We start from the raw sequence: 23,499 nt of genomic DNA on the forward strand, positions 1-23,499 counted from the left end.
TTTACCCGAAAAAACTCCTTTCTTTCTCTCCACTTTTTCTGGGTAAGGTCAGAAATTTAATGATCCAGGATATACTCCTTTGTTAAGGGCTTACTTTTACCCACAATTTTGAGAGGTTATGATGTGAAGCATAACAATGCTCTCCTTAAGGTTTTCATAGCCCCGCCATAGAGTCATAGACCCTGGTAAATTATCACTTTTTCTATTCATAAATCACCCAATTTTCCTAACCAAATAATAGCTTGTTTTATGTTTGGAGGTTCTTCGGGTAATGTTGCTACCCGATACTCACGCATGTAAAGGACCTTCCACTCTTCGTTGCTTAAAATTTTAGTACAAATTTCCATGGGATTTGATAAAGCCACTTTTGTCAAATATAAAATTTTAAACGCGATTATACTTTTTATAGCAATTAACTTCTGTAATCTTTCTTTTGTAGCTAAGCGGGAGCTTTCTATCTTACATCCTGATTTTAAAATCCTAAAATACTCTTCAATTTTCCACCTTAGCTTATACCAATTTATCTTTTCTATGGCATCTAAAGTATTATTAATCGGTACATTAGTTAGTAGAGTCCAGTCGATAGCTTCCAATCCATCAGGAGGATTTGTTTCTTTTGCACTTACCACATATACAGGGATTTTATCACTTATTTTATGTATTGTATCTTTTGACCCATAAATGGAAGAAGATCTGATAGGTATATAGCCTTTCATATACTTAACTTCAATATTAGCTTTCCTTGATCTCTGGTTTCCACCTTTAGTAACTTCTAGAGAAATTTTCTTTTTTACTGGCAGTTGAGTGATGCGTGTTTGCAAATCTGTTTTTCCGACTTCAGTACAGATAAATCTTCTATTAGCTCGATTGCGGATTACATAAAAACTACCTAACGTCTCAGCCACCCATAAAAATTTGAAGATGTCTGCTTCCCTATCACCAAGGGTAACAAGTTGTACATTTGGAGGAAGGTTGTTTATAGTTTCTTTAAGAGCTGTTATCCACTTATAACTTTCTTTTTCTTCTATGGAGGTACGGTATTTTCTGTTTGCTTTTTCTTGTGCCGTTTCTTCTTCCCTAATAGAACGCGCCCAACATTGTTGGGAAGATAGACCTAAAGGTAATCCGTCTCTGCTGACTATTAAGGCACTATGCAACAGTAAACCCATTTTATGCTTTGTATAAGCTTTAGAAATACTGCCTAGTCTCTTGGTCTTTATATGAGAGTCAAAATCCAAATAACTTGTATCTTGAACTGAAAAGACCAACTGGTTTCCTTTTATTCTTTCCTTAGTTTCTTTATAATGGGAAGAATAAATTTCCTTATCTTCAAGCTTTTCATTGCTAAATAATCTATATGCACCCTTAGCTTCTTTCCACCCACTACAGCTTTGATTAATTGAACCAGATGCCTTACCCTCTATGCAATAACTTGTTTTTATAAGCCTTTTATTAAGCCTTTTATCTCCCAAATTAATGTGTTTTAACTCTCTTTCCAGCCATTTATCCCATAAGTGTTGAAAGTAACACAAAAAAGACATAAAGAACTATTATTGCAAGAAAATGGAGGCAATAATGGATCAAATAGAAAGAGTACTAAATTTAATAAAAGATGAGGATTTAGAAAGGCTAGGAAAATTAAGTGAAGTAGATAAATGTAATACTAAATTGTTGGGCAAGATTATATTTAAAGGTCTAATGAAGTTAATATTAATGGGGCAAAAAACAAGCCTAAGAGCGCTAGAAATGGTAATAAACAGGTGTATAATGGATAAGAATAGCGATAAAAGTACAGTAACATACAGTGGTTTGTCAAAAAGGTTAAAAGTTATAAATCCAGAATATTTTAAGGGAGTATATATTGATTTGATGAGCAAGATTAAAAAGCTATTACCCCAAAAAACATTAAATAACTTACATAAGTTTGATTCGACGATCATAAATTTATCGGGATATCTCATAAAAGATGGGCTAAAAATAGGCGGTAAAAGTAACGACAGTCAAGTTAAAGTGAGTGTAGGATTAAAGGATCAATTGCCGACAAGTATAAGATTTTGTAAAGGACAAGAAGAAAGTAGTGAAGATATAGCATTAGTGAGAGCAATTAATGAAGCTAAAGTTGAAAAAGAGGATATTTTATTATTTGATAGAGGAATCAGAAAAGTTGGAACTTTTGCCGAATTTGATGAAAAGGAGTACAAATTTATCACAAGAGTTAAAGTAGGAAGAAAACATGATGTTATAAGCAGGAACAAAGTTATAAGAGAACAAAAATCGGATGGATCAGAGATTTTAGAAGATATAATAGTTAATCTTTATCGTGCACGAGGTAAAGTGGCAGAAAAGCATGATCTACGGCTAATAAAAATCAGAAATAAAATTGGAGATGAAATATGGTTTTTGACAAACTTGTTTGAAATGCCAGCTTATGAAGTAACAGAGCTATATAGGCGCAGATGGGATATAGAAGTGTTCTTTAAATTTATAAAGCAAAATCTTGGATATAAGCACTTTTTAAGCCATACTATGAATGGCATGAAGGTGTATATTTACATGATTATTATTACGGCTTTGTTATTTCTTGTTTATAAAATCAAAAATAATCTACATGGGTTCAAAATAGCATTACTGCAATTCACATTGGATCTAAATGACTCTTTTATACGTTCGATTGTTTTACTGTCGGGAGGTAATTTACATGCCGTTGATCATCTCATATCACGTTATTTTTGATACTTTCAACACTTATGCAACATTACCCGAAGAACCTCCAAACATAAAACAAGCTATTATTTGGTTAGGAAAATTGGGTGGATTTATGAATAGAAAAAGTGATAATTTACCAGGGTCTATGACTCTATGGCGGGGCTATGAAAACCTTAAGGAGAGCATTGTTATGCTTCACATCATAACCTCTCAAAATTGTGGGTAAAAGTAAGAGCTAAATCCTGTTGAGAGGCTTTGGTTATATATAAAACAGAACATTTTGCGCAATAAAATATACGATACAATTGCTCTGCTTGAGGGTGCTTTGTGCAAATTTATTACTTCTCTTGCCAGCTCCACAATTAAACAACTCTGCAATGTCTCCTATTTGACTGGCCAACAATGAGAGTTGGTATTATTGGCTCATATTCAGAGGTTCTAGGAGGTTTTTGTTGTATAGCTTCAACATTCAAATCATCTGTAGAATAATACTCTGCGCCTTTTCCTAGTAAAAAGGAAACTGTGGGGTGAAGAATTATCTCTGCTGGTAAGTTTTTCTCACTATCCAATTTTAGATTTTTTGATTCTGCTAAACTCTCAATAACACGAATTATAACATTCTTTCCATTCTCATCTATTGAGTGGATATCAGCTCCACGATTAATCAGCAATTCCATTATTTTGTGATCTGTAGCATGTCCTAAAGCCTGATTTAAAGCTTGATTATTATTTATATCAAATGATCCTGTATTCTTGAGAGACATAGTCTTTGAAAAGAATTTTCTAAAACTATTTAATGCATCATAGAGAATTAGAGTCAGTTTAACACCTTTTATGTCATTGTTTTTGACAGATTTAATTAAAAAATTATCTATTATGCCCATGATTATACCCCCTATATAAAAGCTCACTACCATGGTACAATTTTAAACTATGATGATTTATTTTCTACTAATAGCAGCTCTCTATAACCACTTAACAAGTGGTGGCATTGACATCATAATTGCATCTGGATTGCCGTCCGTCATTAAACCAAACCTTGTGCCACGATCGTATAACAGATTGAATTCTACATATCTGCCACGTTTTATTAATTGATTTTCTCGTTGTTCTTTTGTCCAAGATTTTTGCATATGTTTACGTATGACGTGCGAATAAATTTCCAAAAAGGCTTCACCTACTGCTTTTGTGAACTCAAAATCATTTTCCCAATTACCAGAACTCAGATTATCATAGAAAATACCACCAATGCCACGCGGCTCTTTTCTGTGTTGTAAGAAAAAATAGTTGTCACATTGCTCTTTAAATTTTGGATAATATCCGGTGTCAAATCTATCACATGTCATTTTGATTGATTCATGGATATACTTGCAATCTTCTTCATTTGTATATATTGGCGTAAAATCCATTCCTCCACCAAACCATTGTTTTGAAGTATATATCAGCCTTGTGTTCATATGTGCTGCAGGGATAAGGGGCGATTGCATATGAGACACTAAAGATATACCGCTTGCCCAAAACTCTCCGTTACTTTCACTTGCACCAGGAATTTCATTAATGGCTGAATCTGCAAATTTTCCGTGTACTTTTGAAACGTTTACTCCAACTTTTTCAAAAACATTACCAAAAATAATTGTAGATTCACCACCTCCACCACCTGGGCGATCCCACTTTCTCTTTTCGATCTTTGGCTCTGCGGATGATTGTTTTTCAATTAATAAGAAAGATTCTATGATCTTATCTCTTAGTGCACAGAACCATTTAAATGCTTGTGTTTTTTGTTTTTCCATAATATCCTCTTGCTAGCTTATTAACATTGTTATATCTGATATTTAAGGAACTTAATTAGATTTGGATGATAATTATCTATCAAAGACGTTAATAAATCTATAATAATTAAATCAATATAATAGAACATTTTCGTATGTACAACAATGCCAAGTAACAATAATGAATAAAAGATACATAGATAACAAAAAAGAGAACAGGGTTGACTTCATACTAAGAAATTATGGAATGTCAATTGTTGTGATGGCAGTTATTATGCTCTTACCTCCAGTAGCAATATCGATACTCTACTTTTTTGATATATATAGTCAGCATATTAATATAGAGATTAATTTATTAGTTAGCATTCTAACAACTCTCTTTATGATGTATAATGTAAAACGCTACAGATACCTACTTAATACTATAGAATTTCAAAATGCAATATTTGCAAATGCACTAAATCATAATACAGAATTTTGCCTTATTTTACATAAAGATGAAGGTATTATTTATGCTGATGCAAGGTTCTACGAAAGGTTTAAAGATCATATAGATGATGACATTACGTTAGACAAGATTCTTGAAATAGGAGATGTTTCAGAAGCAGACAAAAAAGTACTCTATCATGCACTAAAAAATAACTCTTCTGTACAGGTATGCATTTCCTTAAACAAGAAGAATAGAGTATCTAACTTTCTTTTGCTCTTTGAGCCGATACCAGATAATCCCCAAATTGCTATAAATAGTAATAAGATTTTAAATTTATCATTAGTGCCAATAGCAAGGCCAGATGGGTATTTTGTGTTAAAAGCAACACAGATAAACAAGGAGCAGATATATGAAGAGTTAATAGAAAAACACAGTATAGGAACTTACATTGCAAATGCCAAAGGGGTGATTTTATCTGTAAATAAAAGATTTTTAGACATATTTGAACTGAAAAAACTGGAAAAAGGTAGCTCAATCAGTGATTTTATATCTCAATCTAAATATAACAATACAACAACCGATAATGAAATTTTGTTTTTTACTATAAGTGGTATTCCATTCAAGGCTTATATGAGCACTGCTATATTTTGTGATAAATACAACCATAGCTATATATATGGCTTTATAACACCAACCGAATCAAATATTGTTGATTATCAATTACACCCTTGTTTTGCAAATTCATCAATTGCTATTGCACAATGTGACATAAACGGCAACTTTGTAAAGAAAAATACGGCACTAATAAAGCTTGCAGGGTCAGATAATAATTCAATCTTTACGTTGATATTGGATAGTTATCATGTGAAAATACGTGAATATTTTTCGAGTAATAGAATAAATAATGCGTCTTTTGATGTACAGCTCAACGGCGGTAATAACATAAAAATATATTTCAATAAGTTTCTTCATAATAAAATGATCTTCATACTTTGTTATTTTATTGATAATACTGAACACAAAAACCTAGAGATAAAGCTTGAGCATTATCAAAAGATGCAAGCTATAGGGCAGTTAGCAGGTGGTATTGCGCATGATTTCAACAATATATTGACTGGGATAATAGGATTTTGCGATTTGCTTTTACTCCAACACTCAGCTGGTGACCCATCTTTTGGAGATATAATACAGATACAGCAAAATGCAAAGCGTGGATCAAATTTAGTAAGACAATTGCTTGCTTTCTCAAGAAGACAGACCTTGCAGCCAAAAATTATTGATGTAAATAATACTATAGCTAATCTTTATGAAATGATAAAAAGATTAATAGGTGAAAATATAAAATTTAATATTTATTATGGTAGAGACTTGGGTGCTGTTAGGGCTGATCAAGGGCAATTAGAGCAAGTTATACTTAACTTAGCAGTCAATGCTAGTGCTGCTATGGAAAAGGGCGGAGAATTAACTATACGAACCTTTAATCAAAAGATTGACTCATTAAATTCTACACCTCAGGATATGTTTTCTCCAGACAAGGAAGCGATTGAACATGGAAATTATGTTGTGATTGAAGTAATTGATACTGGATGTGGAATGACGAGTGATACAACTGAAAAGATCTTTGATCCATTTTTTTCTACCAAAGATATTACCTCTGGTACAGGTCTTGGCCTCTCTACTGTATATGGCATTATTAAACAAACTGAAGGATACATCTATGTTGCTAGCAAAGTAAATCATGGAACTAAATTTAGCATATTTTTGCCCATGGTTTACATATCAGATGAAAATCTGAGAGAGGAAGATAGTGAAGAAATAGAAAGACCGGTAGTAAGTGAAATTAAAGGTAATGGTATAATTTTATTGATTGAAGATGAAGATTCAGTAAGGGAATTCATCTCTAAAGCACTCAAAAGAAAAGGATTTGATGTAATAGAAGCAAGCATAGGCAGCGAGGCGCTAGAAATAATCAGTAAAAAAAGTCAACACATAGATCTTATAATCACTGATGTAATCATGCCAGAGGTGAGCGGCCCAGAAATAGTTAAAGAAGCATTGATCCATAGGCCAAATATCAACGTTATTTTTATTTCTGGGTATGCAGAAGATGCTTTTTTAAAGAGTGATGACATCAATATAGAAGATTTTCACTTTTTGCCAAAACCATTCACTCTGAATGAATTAGGAAACAAGGTTCAAAGTGTGTTACACAAAGCAAAAAAGACAGTCTAATTTTAGTGTGGTTAACAACAAAAAAATTTTCTAATGCAAAAGTTTCTTGCATATATACAATAGAATTATTTTATACATAAGATAAAAGGCGTGAGCAAGATTATTGCAATAGTAAATCAAAAGGGTGGAGTTGGCAAAACCACAACTAGTATAAATTTGTCGACAGCCTTTGCTGCTGTAGGAAAAAGCACTTTATTGGTAGATCTTGATCCTCAAGGAAATGCTAGCACCGGACTCGGGATTTCTTATCGTAGTAGGGAAGAAAAAAATATATACAAAATACTACTAAGCAGCGAAAATAAATTGATAGAATCGGCAATTTTCAATATAAAGGAAATTCCAAATTTATCACTAATTTCGTCAGTAGTTGATTTATCAGCTGCAGAAATTGAATTATCGCAACTTGAGCGAGGAAAATTTGTGCTAAAAAGCGCATTAGAGAAGATACGCGATAATTATGAGTATATAATCATCGATTGCCCTCCATCACTTGGGCTTCTAACCATAAATGCTTTGACTGCTGCTAATTCTATTATTGTTCCTCTTCAGTGTGAATTTTTTGCTTTGGAGGGATTAAGCCATTTAGTTAAAACTGTAGAGCTGATAAAAAGAAATAACCTAAACCCTTTTTTGGCAATAGAAGGGATAGTGTTAACAATGTATGACAGGCGCAACAAACTCAGTGAACAGATTAAAAACGATATTTGCCAGTATTTAAATGATAAAGTATACAAAACTATCATCCCATTGTATGAGACTGTTATTCCACGTAACGTACGGTTATCAGAAGCGCCTTCTCATGGAAAACCCGCTATTGTGTATGATCTTAAGTGTCCTGGTGCACAAGCATATATAAGTTTGGCAAGGGAAATTTTAAAAAAGCACGCGAGCAGTTGTAAGGAGAAGAAACTAGTAAGCGAGGGCGTAGTATGAAGGATGATAGACGCCTCGGCAGAGGTCTTGCCGGCCTCATAGGCGATAATTATGATAATAAAGAAGATCGACAAGAGCATTTGCCTATTTCATTACTGCACCCAAGCAAATTTCAACCGAGGAAACATTTTGACGAGGAGTCATTAAGAGAACTTGCAAATTCGATAAAGAAAAGTGGCATTATACAGCCTATCGTGGTACGCAAAGATTCAAATGATGATGGTTATGAAATAATAGCTGGAGAACGTCGTTGGCGAGCAAGCAAGATTGCAAATCTTGATAGTGCACCGGTTATCATAAAAGATCTGAGCGACAAGGAATGCTTGGAAGTATCCATTATTGAAAACATACAAAGGCAAGATATTAATCCAATAGAGGAAGGTGAAGCTTACAGAAAACTGATAGATGAGTTTTTCTATACACATGAGGAATTAGCTTCAGCTATAGGCAAAAGCCGCAGCCACATAACCAATATGATTCGGATGTTGTTGCTCCCTGATAGGGTGAAAACAATGATCAATGAGAAAAAATTGTCTATGGGTCATGCAAGAGCGTTGATTAATGTTGAAAATGCGGAAAGTATTGCAGAAAAAATAGTTTCTCAGGGCTTAAGCGTTAGACAAACTGAAAAACTGATAAAGGACCTACATCAAAACAACAATCAAAAAGAGCAGAGATATACTAGAAATCAAGATATGACAGTAATAGAAGGCGCTATATCTTCTCAACTTGGTTTAAAGATCAAAATTAATGACAACAATTCTAAGGGTAAAGTTATGATACGGTATGATAATCCAAATGAATTGGATTTGATATTGAAAATTTTGAATAGGAAACTTGAGGCATAGCTAGTAGTTGGCTAGCAAAGCAACAAACCAATATCAACTGTTGGTGTCATGAAAGTAGCTGACACTGGAATGGCTTTGTTGTATCGCTCTTCGGATAGTAGGTAACGTACAATAAATTCATGAAGCTATCTCAAACTTAGCCATGCCTATTTCAGTAAATTTGTTAAGCAAATAACACTTGAGTAGCAGTTCCTTCTCACGATTAATCTCAGATTTGCTCCTAAAACTAAACCCAAATATTCGCTTCAACCTTGAGAAAAATCCTTCAATATACGATCTTTTTCCGTAATTTACTTCTTCTTTCCATCTTTTTATACCATTCTCACCATGTAATTTCATTAACTGAATAGCGGCATTTCTATCAAGCATATAATCCAATTTTGGATGCTCTGCTGCGTTGTTTTTCGGAGGAATTTTCGTTTTTATACCATATTGATTACACAGCTTATAGAGCTTTTCTCTGTCATATGCCCTATCTGCATATAGTACTTTTATGACATACTGAAAATCGACTTCTTTTAGCAAATCACAAGCTCCATAGTGATCAGAGTAGACACCGTTACTGTATTTTACAGCTATGGCTTTTTTGCTGTTTGTATTCAACATTACATGCAATTTTCTTGTCTGTTCATAGCTGCGATACTTTCTATCTTCGCTATTTTCTTTGCTATGACCAGGAGTGTTGTTGTATATACTAATTCCTGTACTGTCTATAGTAATTTCGATATCTTCCATATTATTTTTATCAATTCTGCAATCATTGATCTTAATATTGAGTTTCTTAAACCTTCTTGATGATTGTGAATAGCTGATAACTTGCAAATTTTTCCCAATTTGCTCAAGGTATCCTGCTATAAACCCAACTGTTTGCCTCAGGCCTATTCTAAATAAACAAGTTATTATGTGCACCAAAATTACAACTTTATCGCTATAAATATTGTTGCCACCTGGTATTTTTGGACCATTCTCGTACCACTTTTCTATGGCTTCGTTGATATAATGAAAAATATTTCCTCTTTTTTCTAGAAATTTGTTATATTCGCTATGGTTACTGACCCTCATTTTTTGTGGCATATTTTTTCTTTCAAGGTTAAATGGCTATTTTATAATGAATTTTGTCAGTAGCCACCAGATTTTTTCAGTTGCTATGCAACAAAGCCCACTGGAATCCAGGAATTTTATTAAGTTGGTAAGCATAAAAGTATAACTTCTACGTCATACCGCCGCGGTATCCGCTAACAAGCAGCGGGATGACGATTGTCAGGGTAGCTGTCATCCCAGTGCCCTGACTACTTGGATCCAGGAAAAAGAATGGTGTCATCCCAGTGCGTGATACCCTAGTAGAAATCGTTTTTGTAATTGCAACATTCGTGCAATCTTTAGCCATAAATATTTAAAAAATTTACCAAATGAAAAAAAAGGCAAAAGAAACCCCGTGGTGGTTGGCTATTTACCATGTACTAAAATATCGGCGTTTTTTTTATTCTAAAACGCTTGATTAAGAGCGATTTAGCTGCTTTTAACTTGCAACTAACCTACACCGCAAGTGTTTAAGAAATTTACTAAGCAGGAAAAAAGGCAAAGAAACCCCGTAGTAGCTAGCATTCAAATTCTCCCTTGTCAATTTGACGTTTTTTGCTGTCTTAAACGCTTTGTAAGCGCGTTTCGGCTTATATAGGTAAAAACCCAGAAATTTTTAAAGACATGCGATGCACGTAGTGCGAAAAATTAAACATGAGGCGCCAAATACCCTAAGTTTTTTGTCATTAACCTGCACAGATTGCGAAGATAAATAAATAGCTTCAGTTTTATGATAAGGGAGCTGGCGAGGCTTGTCAAGGAAGTTTTTCGTTTCATCCAACGCGCTGCCAAAAGCTATGCAAAAAGTCCAATGAGTTAACTCCCATATATCCGGAGTAGTTCTTGTGCATTAGCCTTTATTAGAGTAGGGCATTTTCTGTCATTTAATAGGGAATGCAATACTTCAGTTGCACCTTTAATGTCGTTATTGTGTATCTTTACTACAGCGATAGCTTCTTGGCTTGAATAAGGATACACTGCACTTGATTCTAAATTATCAATTTTATCTTTATTTATTTTTTCACCGTTGGAGTGAAGTAAGCTCATTACTTCTAAATATTGTGCTAACTCACGCAAAACATTAGGAGCATCTTTATCATCTGCCAAATCATTATAAATAGATGCTGTGTCTGTTGGCATTGAATCTGAGATATGATTGAATGCGCGTTCAAAATTTGCTAAATACTCCCAATTTGAATCTATTTCTTCTAGCAGCGGCTTATTATCTTTTTTTAAGAATAATACTTCGTAAAACTTGTCACCTGCAGTTATAGATTGTTTTGTGTTATCAATGTTGCGCAATAAGTATAATGTGATGCCAACTAACATTGGCGCGAGTGCAAGCAGAAAGATGTATTTTTTCATGGTAATATTCCAAATAGTTATATATTTATACATTAATGCTTTTGATTTGCAAAAACATATTGACATAGTGATTATATCACATAATAATATTCTCAAAGTTGTTTGAATAGTTGGAGATTAAAATATTTCTAAAGTAGAAATAAAGACAGCAGTATTAAGCTAAATTATTTTTTGTCGGATTTATCCGATGTACCCTCAACCTTTTATAGGTTGAAGTCTAAATTTGAGAGTTTGATCCTGGCTCAGAATGAACGCTGGCGGCAGGCCTAACACATGCAAGTCGAACGGAGTTATATTGTAGCTTGCTATGGTATAACTTAGTGGCAGACGGGTGAGTAATGTATAGGAATCTACCTAGTAGTACGGAATAATTGTTGGAAACGGCAACTAATACCGTATACGCCCTACGGGGGAAAAATTTATTGCTATTAGATGAGCCTATATTAGATTAGCTAGTTGGTGGAGTAATAGCCTACCAAGGCAATGATCTATAGCTGATCTGAGAGGATGATCAGCCACACTGGAACTGAGATACGGTCCAGACTCCTACGGGAGGCAGCAGTGGGGAATATTGGACAATGGGCGAAAGCCTGATCCAGCCATGCCGCATGAGTGAAGAAGGCCTTTGGGTTGTAAAGCTCTTTTAGTGAGGAAGATAATGACGGTACTCACAGAAGAAGTCCTGGCTAACTCCGTGCCAGCAGCCGCGGTAATACGGAGAGGGCTAGCGTTATTCGGAATTATTGGGCGTAAAGGGCGCGTAGGCGGATTAGTAAGTTAAAAGTGAAATCCCAAGGCTCAACCTTGGAATTGCTTTTAAAACTGCTAATCTAGAGATTGAAAGAGGATAGAGGAATTCCTAGTGTAGAGGTGAAATTCGTAAATATTAGGAGGAACACCAGTGGCGAAGGCGTCTATCTGGTTCAAATCTGACGCTGAGGCGCGAAGGCGTGGGGAGCAAACAGGATTAGATACCCTGGTAGTCCACGCTGTAAACGATGAATGTTAAATATGGGGAGTTTTACTTTCTGTATTACAGCTAACGCGTTAAACATTCCGCCTGGGGACTACGGTCGCAAGATTAAAACTCAAAGGAATTGACGGGGACCCGCACAAGCGGTGGAGCATGTGGTTTAATTCGATGCAACGCGAAAAACCTTACCACTCCTTGACATGGAAATTATACCTATTCGAAGGGATAGGGTCGGTTCGGCCGGGTTTCACACAGGTGTTGCATGGCTGTCGTCAGCTCGTGTCGTGAGATGTTGGGTTAAGTCCCGCAACGAGCGCAACCCTCATCCTTAGTTACCATCAGGTAATGCTGGGGACTTTAAGGAAACTGCCAGTGATAAACTGGAGGAAGGTGGGGATGATGTCAAGTCATCATGGCCCTTATGGAGTGGGCTACACACGTGCTACAATGGTGGCTACAATGGGCTGCAAAGTCGCGAGGCTAAGCTAATCCCTTAAAAGCCATCTCAGTTCGGATTGTACTCTGCAACTCGAGTGCATGAAGTTGGAATCGCTAGTAATCGTGGATCAGCACGCCACGGTGAATACGTTCTCGGGTCTTGTACACACTGCCCGTCACGCCATGGGAATTGGTTTCACTCGAAGCTAACGACCTAACCGCAAGGAGGGAGTTATTTAAAGTGGGATCGGTGACTGGGGTGAAGTCGTAACAAGGTAGCAGTAGGGGAATCTGCAGCTGGATTACCTCCTTAGGCTTTGCACATAATTTACCATTTTTAATGATGGTGTTGTTATGTGCTATACTGCTGTCTTTACTTCTACTTTATTTTAATTTCCCGATAACGGAATTTTATGAGTGATAGACCTCTTTCTCCACATTTACAAATATATAAAGTACAAGTTACTAGTTTTTTCTCTATTATGCATAGATTGACTGGTATCTTGCTATTCCTTTTATTAATGATACTTTCTTGGTATTTCATATTACATGTTTACTTTCCTGAGTTACTTATAGTAAGGTACTTAAATGCATTATTATTCACTCCTGTTGCTAAATTAGCTTATGTCTTATGTTTTATAAGTTTTGTATATCATTTTCTTAATGGTATTCGTCATTTATTGTGGAATGCTGGGCTTAATTTAGAAATTACTGGCGTTTCAAGGAGTGCTATACTGCTGACAGTAACGCTACTTCTTTCTACTATGGCTTTTTTATTTATGTTTATATGAGTCAGTCTGGAAATTCAGTACATCATTGGTGGGTTCAGCGTGTTTCTGCGGTAATTTTACTGTTCCTGTTTCCTTGGTTTATCTATTCATTTTCTTGCACATTTTATACTGATAGCTCTTTGTCTTTTAGTGAAAAATTTATTAATCACCCTCTAGAGCTTTTATTTTTTGTTGTATTGTTGTTTTGCATTTTTTGGCACGCAGTTCTTGGAATGCAGGTAGTATGCGGAGATTATGTACACAGCGTACCTTTGAGGATTTTTACAATTACATGCATAAAGTACTTATCAAGCATTACTTATATAACCCTCGCTTTTACAATCTTTATCTTCTACAGGCATATTTTCTTGTAAAATCACCGGTGCTGTGTTAATATATTATTAGTGTACTAGTTTTATTATTGAACTATAGCATTATAGCGATTTTGGTTTGACAATATGTTTGAAGCATTAAAAAAGGGAGCAATAGATCTTACACTTAAAGCAAAAGGTCTGCTTACTTCACCTGAATCTCAAGTTTACGTCGAAGACCTTAGAAAGGTAATGATGTATGATGGAAGGAAATGCCAGTATCCAAAAAATTATGATCAAATTGTACAGTCTGCTAAAATCATAGAAAACAGGGATATGCATGGAAATGCTATACTAGATAAAGATAAAAATCCAACCTATAAACTTTTGTATGGTCAAAAAGATGAGAATGGAGAACAACCAAGTTTCAGATTATCTTTAGTTACCAAAGATAAAGATAATGATAGATCTTATTTTACTATCAATTATATAGACAATCAGGGTAAGCAAATTCCGATAAATGAGTTGCATAAGTCATATTTTGAGCCATTAGGCTTTTCGAGAATGGATTTGAAAAAACACGTGCCAATTTTTGAAGCTGAAAAAACTAAGGATCCTCAATATCCATTTGAATTAACTAATTCTTCTGTGCTAACTAAAGAGGTAAAAAATAAAGAAGGTAAAGTTCAGGAAGTTGTTGATGAAAAAGGAAGAAATGGAGAATTATTATACACTAGTGATTACAAGAAGCTAAGCACCCATTTTTCAGAAATTAGAGATCAGGATGGTAATCTAGAGCTAGATAAAAGTCTTATATCTGTTCCTATCGTTTTTGCTACAAGCTTGGCTAAAGTTTGTACTAAATTGTTGACTTCTCTTCCTATAAAGTTAGGGGAGCATTTAATAAGCAAACAAAACCCAATTGCAAAGTCTTTTGGCTATCTTTTGTTCACCCCTGCGATGGCAGTGAAGAATTCAGTAAATATGGTAGCTACAATACTTAAGGCCCCAATTTTATTGTTTGTAGCAAATGAGAAAAAATATGGTGATGCTTACTTTACTATGTGGAAACACCAATTGAAAGGATGTTGGGAAGAAGCAAAAAGTGACTTTAATGTTATTAAAGGTGAAGAAAGGCTAAAGCCGGATCATGGGAATCGTGATTCACTAGTGGGCACATGGGATGAGCTTAACGCTAGAAGGCCAAAGAAACAAGGGGATGATAAAGAAGTTAGCAAGAGTAATGAAATACTAAAGAGTCCTGAGGAAGAACAAAATAAGGGTAATGAAATATTAAGTGATAAAAGAAAAGGTCATGTTGAGGAATTACAAAATAGAAGAAATTCACAGCAAGGGCAAGGCGCTACACATGATCACTCTCATTAGCAATTACTTTAAATCAACATTTACTTTCTTTATTAACTATTCCACAACAAAAACTTGCATGTATTTTGCCCTCAGTATAAGATATTAATTATTTAATTAATATCTTAACTAAATGCGCCCTGTAATATTGTGTGGTGGTAGTGGTAGCAGACTTTGGCCTTTATCTAAGCCAAAGCAATTTCAGAAAATATTTAGTCAGAACACTATGTTTCACAACACTTTGTTGAGGCTAAAAAGCGATTATATGCCGCCCATAATTGCTACAAATATACAGTACGAGTCATTAGTGATGGAGGAATTGCATGCACTGCAAGAATATAAAGTGATTTTCGAACCAGTGAAAATTGGAACAGCAGCGGCAATATTAATTGCTGCACTTCTCTGCAATGAAAACGAGACAATGTTAATTCTGCCTTCAGACCATTTTATAGGTGATTTGAATAGTTTTTATGCTTCTACTCAAAAAGCGTCTAAGTTAGCCTCTGAAACTAACTCTATAGTCACTTTTGGGGTTAAGCCCATAAGTGTTGAAAGTATCAAAAATAACGTGATATGAGATGATCAACGGCATGTAAATTACCTCCCGACAGTAAAACAATCGAACGTATAAAAGAGTCATTTAGATCCAATGTGAATTGCAGTAATGCTATTTTGAACCCATGTAGATTATTTTTGATTTTATAAACAAGAAATAACAAAGCCGTAATAATAATCATGTAAATATACACCTTCATGCCATTCATAGTATGGCTTAAAAAGTGCTTATATCCAAGATTTTGCTTTATAAATTTAAAGAACACTTCTATATCCCATCTGCGCCTATATAGCTCTGTTACTTCATAAGCTGGCATTTCAAACAAGTTTGTCAAAAACCATATTTCATCTCCAATTTTATTTCTGATTTTTATTAGCCGTAGATCATGCTTTTCTGCCACTTTACCTCGTGCACGATAAAGATTAACTATTATATCTTCTAAAATCTCTGATCCATCCGATTTTTGTTCTCTTATAACTTTGTTCCTGCTTATAACATCATGTTTTCTTCCTACTTTAACTCTTGTGATAAATTTGTACTCCTTTTCATCAAATTCGGCAAAAGTTCCAACTTTTCTGATTCCTCTATCAAATAATAAAATATCCTCTTTTTCAACTTTAGCTTCATTAATTGCTCTCACTAATGCTATATCTTCACTACTTTCTTCTTGTCCTTTACAAAATCTTATACTTGTCGGCAATTGATCCTTTAATCCTACACTCACTTTAACTTGACTGTCGTTACTTTTACCGCCTATTTTTAGCCCATCTTTTATGAGATATCCCGATAAATTTATGATCGTCGAATCAAACTTATGTAAGTTATTTGATGTTTTTTGGGGTAATAGCTTTTTAATCTTGCTCATCAAATCAATATATACTCCCTTAAAATATTCTGGATTTATAACTTTTAACCTTTTTGACAAACCACTGTATGTTACTGTACTTTTATCGCTATTCTTATCCATTATACACCTGTTTATTACCATTTCTAGCGCTCTTAGGCTTGTTTTTTGCCCCATTAATATTAACTTCATTAGACCTTTAAATATAATCTTGCCCAACAATTTAGTATTACATTTATCTACTTCACTTAATTTTCCTAGCCTTTCTAAATCCTCATCTTTTATTAAATTTAGTACTCTTTCTATTTGATCCATTATTGCCTCCATTTTCTTGCAATAATAGTTCTTTATGTCTTTTTTGTGTTACTTTCAACACTTATGGGGTTAAGCCTCATGAATTCAATTCTGAATACGGCTATATAAATGCAGTATATGATCAGAAAGAAAAATGTCATATAGTGAAAGATTTTACAGAAAAGCCCGAGCGTAAGTTAAGTAACGATCATTATTGGAACTCTGGAATATTTGTGTTTAAAGCAAAACGCTACATAGATGAGATTAAAAAATCTGCCCCGAATCTTTACAATTTATGTTTTAAATATTTCACACCGCAAGAGAGATTTCTGTATTTAAAACAACGAGATTTTGCAGGAATTGAAGGCATATCCATTGATTACTTGGTGATGGAGAAAGCAAAAAACGTTGCAATGATAGAAGCTAATTTCGATTGGTTGGATGTTGGAACTTGGAATTCAGTTTTAGAATTGAGTGAGAAGTTTAGTAAAGAACCGGCATCATTTCAGCATGTGATTAGAGAAAAAGAACCAGTTTCAACGACAGAAAGTAATAAAAATTTATTGAGTGGAGCTTGTAAGCAACCAAACAAAAGTCTAATTTCATTTATTCATAAAGTTAAGAAAGTAAAGGTGATAAGGAAAGAAGTTAAACCATGGGGATTTTGTAGTATAATTTTAATGAGCGAAAATTTTCTTATAAAATATCTTTTTATCAATCCATTAAGCTGCACTTCTAAGCAATTCCATCACTATAGAGATGAATACCATATAGTGCTATCAGGAGTTGGATATGTTAGTTTAGAAGACAAAGAATATGCTATAGCAAAGGACCATATGATAGAAATCCCAAGGGAAGTTTCCCATAGGATTGAAAACTTACTATTACCCACAAATATAAATGTTTGTTGCATAGCTCTTAATGGCATAACTTTTGCTTGAAATAACTGTTTATATGGTGCAATTTACAGCTTTTAGTTGCTAAAATTATAACTCTTAGTTTAATAATTTTAATCTAATAAGCTTTCAGGTTAATAAAATTAAATTATTTGAGTAAATACAATACTATGTTTTTATTTGTGGGTAATAGTAAGGATTGAAAATAGAAGCACAAGCTTTCCACTTGAAATAGTTGAATTTCAGATAGGAGAGCATTTATCTGATAATGATATAGTGAGATTGGATGATGTATATGGAAGAATATGGTAACGCCATAAATGCATTTGTTGGCAATTTATAATATGGGTATAGCTGCTTTATGTAAAAAATAATATTTACTAAATCTTAATATTTTAAACCTATACCCATATTTTAATAAATAATGAGTTGTAATTAATATGAAGGATCCATTTAAAAGTGACAATTATAGAGAAAATCTCGGTTTCCTTAAAGAAGCTATAAAAGCAAGAGATGAGTTAGTAACTATTAGACATTATAATAAAACGGTAAGGGATTTATCTCAGGCATTAAAGCGTTTTACAGATAAGGCAGAAGATGTAGCTAAGTTTGTTATACGTAGTGACTCAATTGATTATGTAAAATCGATGAATGGAAAGCCATCAGGTCTTAAGATATTAAAGGAAATATTGAATAGAATCTCGGGAAGAAATGTTCCAGTTAAGAATATAAGTAGTTTTATTGATAAATTACCTCCTCCTACTTCAATGACAATCTTTGAATATCTAGAGGCTTATCGTAAAATTTCAGGTTTGGAGCAAGTTGAAAGAGGAAATATTGCAATAGCTCCAGAAAAGCCAGAACGCAGTTTTCTAAAAGAAGATAGACAAGTAGAAGTTAATTATAATGATTCAGGCCATGGAAATTCATTAGATGAAAAGCCTGGATACAAAGAGATATCAAATTATCAAGAGAAGAAGAGTAAAATTTTAACAGAAAATTCACAAAGTTCAAAATCGCCTAGAGAAGAGCTAATTTATGTAACAGTTCCTAAAGAACATATGGAAGCAAAAAGAGAACTTAAACAAAAACAACAATCTAAACCTCCAATATTGCCAAAACCATCAATAGCACCCCCATTGCCAAAAAAAATGTTTACTGCTGGTCAAGAAGTTAGACAAAAACCAAAAGTAGTAGGAACTGTTCCTAAATCAACTAAAGATAAACCTGAATTACCACTAAAACTTAAAAAGTTAGGTCATACTGATCAAAAATCAAGCACAAAGCTAGAAATGGTAGTATCTTCTATGGAAAAAGAAATTAATTATAATATCGATATTAAAGTACAAGAGATAAGAAAAAAATTCAAACAAAATCAAGCAAAAGAAAGTCCTAATGCGCAAACTATTGAAAGCAGGACCCCTCCTGTTGCACAAGTGAATATAGATGTGGAGAAAAAAACTAGGCCATCACCAAAAGTTGCTTCCCAATCTCGCTTATTTCCAATGAGGGATGAAATATCTCAGATGAATCCCTTATCAGCAAAATCTGATCCGAGACCTCATGTTAGCAAAAATGCTCTTCTCACAGATGTAAATGTAAAGCAACTAGTTGTACAATTTGAAAATTATGGAAGGAAAGAATTATAACTTATTGAATAAACCCAATAATATTCTTGATTTTTTCTATGTTATAAAAGCACAAGCTCTCCACTTGAAATAGTTGAATTTCAGATAGGAGAGCATTTATCTGATAATGATATAGTGAGGTTGGATGATGTATATGGAAGATTTTGAAATTCTAATGTTAAAGATACTCTATAAGTCTGCTAAATTTAAGGAAGCAAAAATCTCTAGTTTTTAAATAAAGAAAAGTCTACAATTATACGAAGTTTCAAAAATATAATGTCTAACCTCAAAATATTTTGTAATGTCCATTGCCTTTGAAATTACTATGGCTGCTTGCTATTTGCGAGCAAGAAATGCCAGATTTTGCTCTATAATGACTTTGTTCTCTATTATCGGCATTGCCCTTGGAGTTGCAACACTAATAGTGGTGATGTCTGTGATGAACGGATTCAGAGCAAAGTTGCTTGACTCAATACTTGGCATTGATGGCCATATTAACGTTTATTTTGATAGGAACATAAATTCAGATTACTACGCAGTTTCAAAATCTATTGAGAGAATTCCTGGTATATTAAAAGCTACTCCTATGACCAATGATCAAGTTATTATTGTAGCAAATGGTAAAATTGCAGGTAGCGTAGTGCGAGGTGTGTCAACTAAAGATTTGCTTGATAGTACTGCCGTTACAAATAATGTAATTATAGGTGATGTAAAAAAATTTGATGAAGGGATAATAATAGGAGCACGCTTAGCAGAAGTTTTGAACATTGACTATGGCGACGAAATTACGTTTATATCATCTGAAGAATTTGATGCATTACTTGGTGAAATGCCACGAATGAAAAAATATAAAGTTATAGCAATATTTGATATGGGTATGTTTGAGTATGATAATACCTTGATATATATGCCTCTAAAATCAGCACAAGCCTTTTTTAATTATAAAAATAGCATAAAAAATATAGAAGTACTTGTAGACGACGTTACTAGAGCTGATAAGCTGGCAGATGCTATAGAAAAAGAAATAGGAATGGAAGCTGAAAATTGGCAATCACAGCAAAGCCATTATTTTAGTGCTTTAAAAACTGAAAGAAATGTGATGTTTTTAATTCTCACTTTGATTATAGTTGTAGCAGCGTTTAATATTATCTCAAATTTAATGATGATAGTGCAAGAAAAGAAATCCGCGATTGCAATTATGCGTACATTTGGTGCAACAAGTGGAAGCATTATGCGCATATTTTGTGCTTGTGGTCTATTAATCGGTTTTACGGGAACTTGTCTTGGCTGTATTATAGGTGTCGTCTTTTCTCTCAATATCGAAAATATTAGAGTGTTTTTAGAAAACATTACTAACGTCAAGCTGTTTGATCCTATGATATACTTTTTTTCAAGTTTGCCAATGATATTAGTTCCTCAAGATGTAGTGAACATTTCTGCACTTGCATTATTCTTATCATTTTTAGCGACAATTGCTCCTGCATTGCAGGCAGCTGCACAAGATCCTGCGGAGATACTACGTTATGAATGATACTCAGCAAAAGTACATAGGTTGGTTCTTAATTGTATTGTTATTTACCGGTTACATCACAATAAATAACATAATCTTTTTAAAAATAAATCAGCAAGAGAGTGAAAACAATGTGAAAGCTTTAACGGAAAACATGGATGAATTTAGAATGTTGCTTGAAGTTAATCAATCTAGAATAGAAAAAAAGATATTTGACCTCAAGAGAAGTCAGCATACTCAATGTGAGCAAGGTGATAATAACTCAAGATGTAAGAACCTTGCAAAATTGCTATTACTTGTGGTTAAAATGAAGAATTCGTTATTGCGAGAAGCAAAATTTGATAACCATATAAATTCAATAAAGCCTTTGATATCAGAGCTTGACGATCCAGAGATAGAAAATGCAGTAGATGAATTAGAAAATTTGAAAGAGATAAATACCTTACACGAATTGAAGTTATCTTTTGAAAAAACTATTGATACTATCGATTACAACAAAAGTACATTGTCTAAAAAAATCATTTCAAACTGGATAAAGGTAGACGACCGAAATGATCCATTAAGAGTAAAATTCGCAGAAATTGAGGAGTCAATAAATGATAATGATTGGCAAAATATAACTGTTACAGTAAGCAATTTAACGCATTCAGAATTCAAGCCATGGCTGAATAAATTGAATGGTTTTATTGTAGCTTCTAAGAATATTTCAACAATATATCATCACTTATTACAATATATCTCATGATTTATTTTATAATTTTCGCTTTTTCGTTTTTATTTGGTATATGGGTCAAGGTAAGTGGTGAAGTAATAAAATTGGAATTAGGCAATTACACTATAAGTATTGATCTATATTTCATTATTTTTACTTGTGTAGTTTTATTATTTTTATTAATTACACTTGTACGCTTTTTTTCCTCCATTTCATCAACATTTGCCAACATAAGAAATAGAAGAAGGGATAGGGAAGAATTGCTTCTCTTTGAAGCTTTCTTTAGCATAGACTTAGATAATATAGAGAATGCCCAAAAGCTAGTTAAAAGTCTGAGTGAGGAGAGCGATAGGTTGTCTTTAATAAAGCTCTTTAACTCAGGTAAGACGGGAAATTACAGCTTTTTCAGTAACGGTTTAACAAATATTGCAAATAAAAATCGTAACTTAGCTCTACTTCTAGCCAATAAGCTGATTGTCCACCTCAAACAAGAAAAAGTAGTCTTTCAAAAATTTATAGAATATTGCTCTAGTTCAATTAACGATAAAATGCTATCTATTCCCTTTCAAATAGAGCATGGCATATTGAAAGAAGATTGGATTAATGCAATTTTGAGGTTGAAGGAAGCAGTTAAGTCCAATATTTTTCTCCTATGATTATTGTCCAGTAAAAATTTCAAATTTTGTAAAATCTTTAAAAACCCAGTTATTTTTAAGAGTGTAGAAAATAGTTATAAGAAATTTCCTAGCAGTAGCAGTTATAGCCTTAGCAGAACCACGCTTCTTTTTTATATGTTCATAAAAGCTTTTCAAGTAAGGACTGTAACGTACAGCAATCCAAGTACATTGAACTAAAGAAGTACGCGCTATTTTTGACCCTCGTTTGGTAATTCTTCCAATTGTACATTGCTGATTAGATTGAGAAACTCTTGGCACAACTCCAAAATATGCAGTAAGTTTCTCAGGTCTACGGAAATCATTAATGTCTCCAATTGTTACAATAAAAACAGCTGCAGAAATTGGACCTATTCCCTTTATGCTGATAAGATTGCTGAACCCAGGAAGTTGTTTAGCGAAAGCTATAATTTCCTTTTCAAGCTTTTTAAGGCTTTCTCGGATAGCTTCTAAATGATAGCTAATCACTTCAATTTCAACTTTTTCTAAAGGATCCCAATTATGCTTTTGAGTAGCACGTTCAAATCCTACTTTAGTTGTAAGTACTTCTTTTTTAATTTTTATTCCATGGTAATTAAAAAGACCATGAACTTTATTGATTAAAGATACCCGTGACTTTACTAACTGATCTCTCATTTGAAGAAGAGAAGCTAACTGCTGGCATTGTTTGTTTTTGCACCTTGCCTCAGGCAACATATCTTTGCTGAGAAAGAAAGCAATAGCTCGTGCATCATGCTTATCTGTTTTGTTCACAGAGCGACGAACAACTTCAAACTGCCCAGGAGCAATTATTACTATGCGTTTAACGTAAGGTGAAACTGCATCATAAAAGAAACAGCTGTTACCTGTTGCTTCTATGGCTACTTCATCTGTTTCTTGAAGATCTTTGGTGAAATTATCCAAGTCTTTTAAGCGAAACGTTTGAATATGCTCAGGTTTCCCTTCCTGTAAGTAACAAACAGTAAAACTATTGGTATGTAAATCAACTCCAATGTGACGCATATTTTTTCCTCCAATTGCATATTTCAATATATCAGAGTAGAATATTGCCGGTTGTTCCAAACTCCTATACGAGGTCATCACATTTTGTGAGCCTCACGATGATTTTCGGTGGCAGGGGCAGTTAATCTCCCCTACGAAGTCTTCTTTCTACTCCCTGAGCAGA

At 33.9% G+C, this 23,499-nt stretch carries 18 protein-coding genes, 1 rRNA gene and 5 pseudogenes; 17 read left to right on the forward strand and 7 right to left on the reverse strand.

Features of this window, described 5'->3' with window-relative positions; all coding sequences use genetic code 11:
- Nucleotides 1-206 precede the first annotated feature (206 nt).
- The gene (locus NL281_RS02130) at nt 207-1,541 is read right to left on the reverse strand and encodes an IS4 family transposase (protein ID WP_253303447.1); all 1,335 of its coding nucleotides are present in this window, start codon (nt 1,539-1,541) and stop codon (nt 207-209) included.
- Between the two features lie 22 nt (nt 1,542-1,563).
- Between NL281_RS02130 and NL281_RS02135 the strand changes: the two genes are divergently transcribed.
- The 3 genes and pseudogenes from NL281_RS02135 to NL281_RS02145 all read left to right on the forward strand — a co-directional run.
- On the forward strand, nt 1,564-2,733 hold the full coding sequence (locus tag NL281_RS02135) for an IS4 family transposase (protein WP_253302993.1): 1,170 nt from the start codon (nt 1,564-1,566) through the stop codon (nt 2,731-2,733).
- Complete coding sequence (locus tag NL281_RS02140; RefSeq protein ID WP_253303515.1) at nt 2,705-2,932, forward strand: hypothetical protein; 228 nt, start codon at nt 2,705-2,707, stop codon at nt 2,930-2,932. The genes NL281_RS02135 and NL281_RS02140 overlap by 29 nt, the downstream gene beginning before the upstream one ends.
- A gap of 6 nt (nt 2,933-2,938) precedes the next feature.
- Nucleotides 2,939-3,112: pseudogene (locus NL281_RS02145) on the forward strand (IS630-like element ISWpi10 family transposase); the annotation flags it as partial.
- Here NL281_RS02145 and NL281_RS02150 read toward each other — a convergent pair.
- Both NL281_RS02150 and hemF read right to left on the reverse strand, forming a co-directional pair.
- Nucleotides 3,069-3,590, reverse strand: coding sequence for a hypothetical protein (locus tag NL281_RS02150; RefSeq protein WP_253303516.1), 522 nt, complete (start codon nt 3,588-3,590; stop codon nt 3,069-3,071). The pseudogene NL281_RS02145 and the gene NL281_RS02150 sit on opposite strands and share 44 nt — an antisense overlap.
- Before the next feature lie 81 nt (nt 3,591-3,671).
- Nucleotides 3,672-4,496 (reverse strand): oxygen-dependent coproporphyrinogen oxidase, encoded by an 825-nt coding sequence (gene hemF / locus NL281_RS02155; protein ID WP_253303517.1) that lies wholly within the window; start codon nt 4,494-4,496, stop codon nt 3,672-3,674.
- Between the two features lie 160 nt (nt 4,497-4,656).
- Between hemF and NL281_RS02160 the strand changes: the two genes are divergently transcribed.
- The 3 genes from NL281_RS02160 to NL281_RS02170 all read left to right on the forward strand — a co-directional run bounded on the left by NL281_RS02160 (nt 4,657) and on the right by NL281_RS02170 (nt 8,918).
- Complete coding sequence (locus tag NL281_RS02160) at nt 4,657-7,137, forward strand: response regulator (RefSeq protein WP_253303518.1); 2,481 nt, start codon at nt 4,657-4,659, stop codon at nt 7,135-7,137.
- 90 nt (nt 7,138-7,227) lie between these two features.
- On the forward strand, nt 7,228-8,070 hold the full coding sequence (locus NL281_RS02165; RefSeq protein ID WP_006280226.1) for a ParA family protein: 843 nt from the start codon (nt 7,228-7,230) through the stop codon (nt 8,068-8,070).
- Nucleotides 8,067-8,918: a ParB/RepB/Spo0J family partition protein gene (locus tag NL281_RS02170; RefSeq protein ID WP_006279814.1), complete on the forward strand. Its 852-nt coding sequence runs from the start codon at nt 8,067-8,069 to the stop codon at nt 8,916-8,918. Before NL281_RS02165 ends, NL281_RS02170 begins: the two co-directional genes overlap by 4 nt.
- 117 nt (nt 8,919-9,035) lie before the next feature.
- Here the strand turns inward: NL281_RS02170 and NL281_RS02175 are convergent, their stop codons facing one another.
- Nucleotides 9,036-9,992 carry an IS5 family transposase gene (locus NL281_RS02175; RefSeq protein ID WP_253303449.1) on the reverse strand — a complete coding sequence of 319 codons (957 nt, stop codon included), beginning with the start codon at nt 9,990-9,992 and terminating at the stop codon, nt 9,036-9,038.
- An 822-nt stretch (nt 9,993-10,814) separates the two neighbouring features.
- Nucleotides 10,815-11,429: a hypothetical protein gene (locus tag NL281_RS02180; RefSeq protein ID WP_253303519.1), complete on the reverse strand. Its 615-nt coding sequence runs from the start codon at nt 11,427-11,429 to the stop codon at nt 10,815-10,817.
- Nucleotides 11,430-11,582: 153 nt separating this feature from the next.
- On the opposite strand from NL281_RS02180, the gene NL281_RS02185 reads away from it, so the two are divergent.
- The 5 genes and pseudogenes from NL281_RS02185 to NL281_RS02205 form a co-directional block, all read left to right on the forward strand.
- A 16S ribosomal RNA gene (locus NL281_RS02185) occupies nt 11,583-13,087 on the forward strand.
- Between the two features lie 100 nt (nt 13,088-13,187).
- The gene (gene sdhC, locus NL281_RS02190; RefSeq protein ID WP_253303520.1) at nt 13,188-13,565 is read left to right on the forward strand and encodes a succinate dehydrogenase, cytochrome b556 subunit; all 378 of its coding nucleotides are present in this window, start codon (nt 13,188-13,190) and stop codon (nt 13,563-13,565) included.
- Entirely contained in the window at nt 13,562-13,918 is a 357-nt protein-coding gene (sdhD, locus tag NL281_RS02195; RefSeq protein WP_253303521.1) for a succinate dehydrogenase, hydrophobic membrane anchor protein, read from the forward strand. Before sdhC ends, sdhD begins: the two co-directional genes overlap by 4 nt.
- 84 nt (nt 13,919-14,002) lie before the next feature.
- Complete coding sequence (locus NL281_RS02200; protein WP_253303522.1) at nt 14,003-15,241, forward strand: hypothetical protein; 1,239 nt, start codon at nt 14,003-14,005, stop codon at nt 15,239-15,241.
- A gap of 112 nt (nt 15,242-15,353) precedes the next feature.
- Nucleotides 15,354-15,761, forward strand: a pseudogene (locus tag NL281_RS02205) (sugar phosphate nucleotidyltransferase); the annotation flags it as partial.
- A gap of 16 nt (nt 15,762-15,777) precedes the next feature.
- Here the strand turns inward: NL281_RS02205 and NL281_RS02210 are convergent.
- Nucleotides 15,778-16,947, reverse strand: coding sequence for an IS4 family transposase (locus NL281_RS02210; protein WP_253303197.1), 1,170 nt, complete (start codon nt 16,945-16,947; stop codon nt 15,778-15,780).
- Nucleotides 16,948-16,994: 47 nt separating this feature from the next.
- Between NL281_RS02210 and NL281_RS02215 the strand changes: the two are divergent.
- From NL281_RS02215 to NL281_RS02240, 6 genes and pseudogenes are all read left to right on the forward strand, one after another.
- Nucleotides 16,995-17,792: pseudogene (locus NL281_RS02215) on the forward strand (sugar phosphate nucleotidyltransferase); the annotation flags it as partial.
- A 204-nt stretch (nt 17,793-17,996) separates the two neighbouring features.
- Nucleotides 17,997-18,122: pseudogene (locus NL281_RS02220) on the forward strand (hypothetical protein); the annotation flags it as partial.
- 128 nt (nt 18,123-18,250) lie between these two features.
- Nucleotides 18,251-19,459: a hypothetical protein gene (locus NL281_RS02225; protein WP_070357004.1), complete on the forward strand. Its 1,209-nt coding sequence runs from the start codon at nt 18,251-18,253 to the stop codon at nt 19,457-19,459.
- Nucleotides 19,460-19,739: 280 nt separating this feature from the next.
- Nucleotides 19,740-20,969 (forward strand): lipoprotein-releasing ABC transporter permease subunit, encoded by a 1,230-nt coding sequence (locus NL281_RS02230; protein ID WP_253303526.1) that lies wholly within the window; start codon nt 19,740-19,742, stop codon nt 20,967-20,969.
- Nucleotides 20,962-21,693, forward strand: a complete 732-nt coding sequence (locus NL281_RS02235) for a hypothetical protein (protein WP_038250643.1) — start codon at nt 20,962-20,964, stop codon at nt 21,691-21,693. Before NL281_RS02230 ends, NL281_RS02235 begins: the two co-directional genes overlap by 8 nt.
- Nucleotides 21,690-22,310 (forward strand): annotated as a pseudogene (locus NL281_RS02240) (heme biosynthesis protein HemY); the annotation flags it as partial. The gene NL281_RS02235 and the pseudogene NL281_RS02240, both read left to right, overlap by 4 nt.
- Nucleotides 22,311-22,316: 6 nt before the next feature.
- Here the strand turns inward: NL281_RS02240 and NL281_RS02245 are convergent.
- Nucleotides 22,317-23,336, reverse strand: coding sequence for an IS110 family RNA-guided transposase (locus NL281_RS02245; RefSeq protein WP_253303708.1), 1,020 nt, complete (start codon nt 23,334-23,336; stop codon nt 22,317-22,319).
- Nucleotides 23,337-23,499: the final 163 nt, after the last annotated feature.

Source organism: Wolbachia endosymbiont of Phyllotreta cruciferae (assembly GCF_918697765.1).
GTDB lineage: Bacteria > Pseudomonadota > Alphaproteobacteria > Rickettsiales > Anaplasmataceae > Wolbachia > Wolbachia pipientis.

What these genes read in the sequence shown, in the direction of transcription:
- NL281_RS02170 (WP_006279814.1), top strand. Translation starts at nt 8,067, where the DNA reads ATGAAGGATGATAGACGCCTCGGCAGAGGTCTTGCCGGCCTCATAGGC.
- NL281_RS02175 (WP_253303449.1), bottom strand. Translation starts at nt 9,992, where the DNA reads ATGCCACAAAAAATGAGGGTCAGTAACCATAGCGAATATAACAAATTT.
- NL281_RS02160 (WP_253303518.1), top strand. Translation starts at nt 4,657, where the DNA reads ATGAATAAAAGATACATAGATAACAAAAAAGAGAACAGGGTTGACTTC.
- NL281_RS02135 (WP_253302993.1), top strand. Translation starts at nt 1,564, where the DNA reads ATGGAGGCAATAATGGATCAAATAGAAAGAGTACTAAATTTAATAAAA.
- NL281_RS02200 (WP_253303522.1), top strand. Translation starts at nt 14,003, where the DNA reads ATGTTTGAAGCATTAAAAAAGGGAGCAATAGATCTTACACTTAAAGCA.
- sdhD (WP_253303521.1), top strand. Translation starts at nt 13,562, where the DNA reads ATGAGTCAGTCTGGAAATTCAGTACATCATTGGTGGGTTCAGCGTGTT.
- sdhC (WP_253303520.1), top strand. Translation starts at nt 13,188, where the DNA reads ATGAGTGATAGACCTCTTTCTCCACATTTACAAATATATAAAGTACAA.
- NL281_RS02225 (WP_070357004.1), top strand. Translation starts at nt 18,251, where the DNA reads ATGAAGGATCCATTTAAAAGTGACAATTATAGAGAAAATCTCGGTTTC.
- NL281_RS02150 (WP_253303516.1), bottom strand. Translation starts at nt 3,590, where the DNA reads ATGGGCATAATAGATAATTTTTTAATTAAATCTGTCAAAAACAATGAC.
- hemF (WP_253303517.1), bottom strand. Translation starts at nt 4,496, where the DNA reads ATGGAAAAACAAAAAACACAAGCATTTAAATGGTTCTGTGCACTAAGA.
- NL281_RS02245 (WP_253303708.1), bottom strand. Translation starts at nt 23,336, where the DNA reads ATGCGTCACATTGGAGTTGATTTACATACCAATAGTTTTACTGTTTGT.
- NL281_RS02180 (WP_253303519.1), bottom strand. Translation starts at nt 11,429, where the DNA reads ATGTCAATATGTTTTTGCAAATCAAAAGCATTAATGTATAAATATATA.
- NL281_RS02235 (WP_038250643.1), top strand. Translation starts at nt 20,962, where the DNA reads ATGAATGATACTCAGCAAAAGTACATAGGTTGGTTCTTAATTGTATTG.
- NL281_RS02230 (WP_253303526.1), top strand. Translation starts at nt 19,740, where the DNA reads ATGTCCATTGCCTTTGAAATTACTATGGCTGCTTGCTATTTGCGAGCA.
- NL281_RS02130 (WP_253303447.1), bottom strand. Translation starts at nt 1,541, where the DNA reads ATGTCTTTTTTGTGTTACTTTCAACACTTATGGGATAAATGGCTGGAA.
- NL281_RS02210 (WP_253303197.1), bottom strand. Translation starts at nt 16,947, where the DNA reads ATGGAGGCAATAATGGATCAAATAGAAAGAGTACTAAATTTAATAAAA.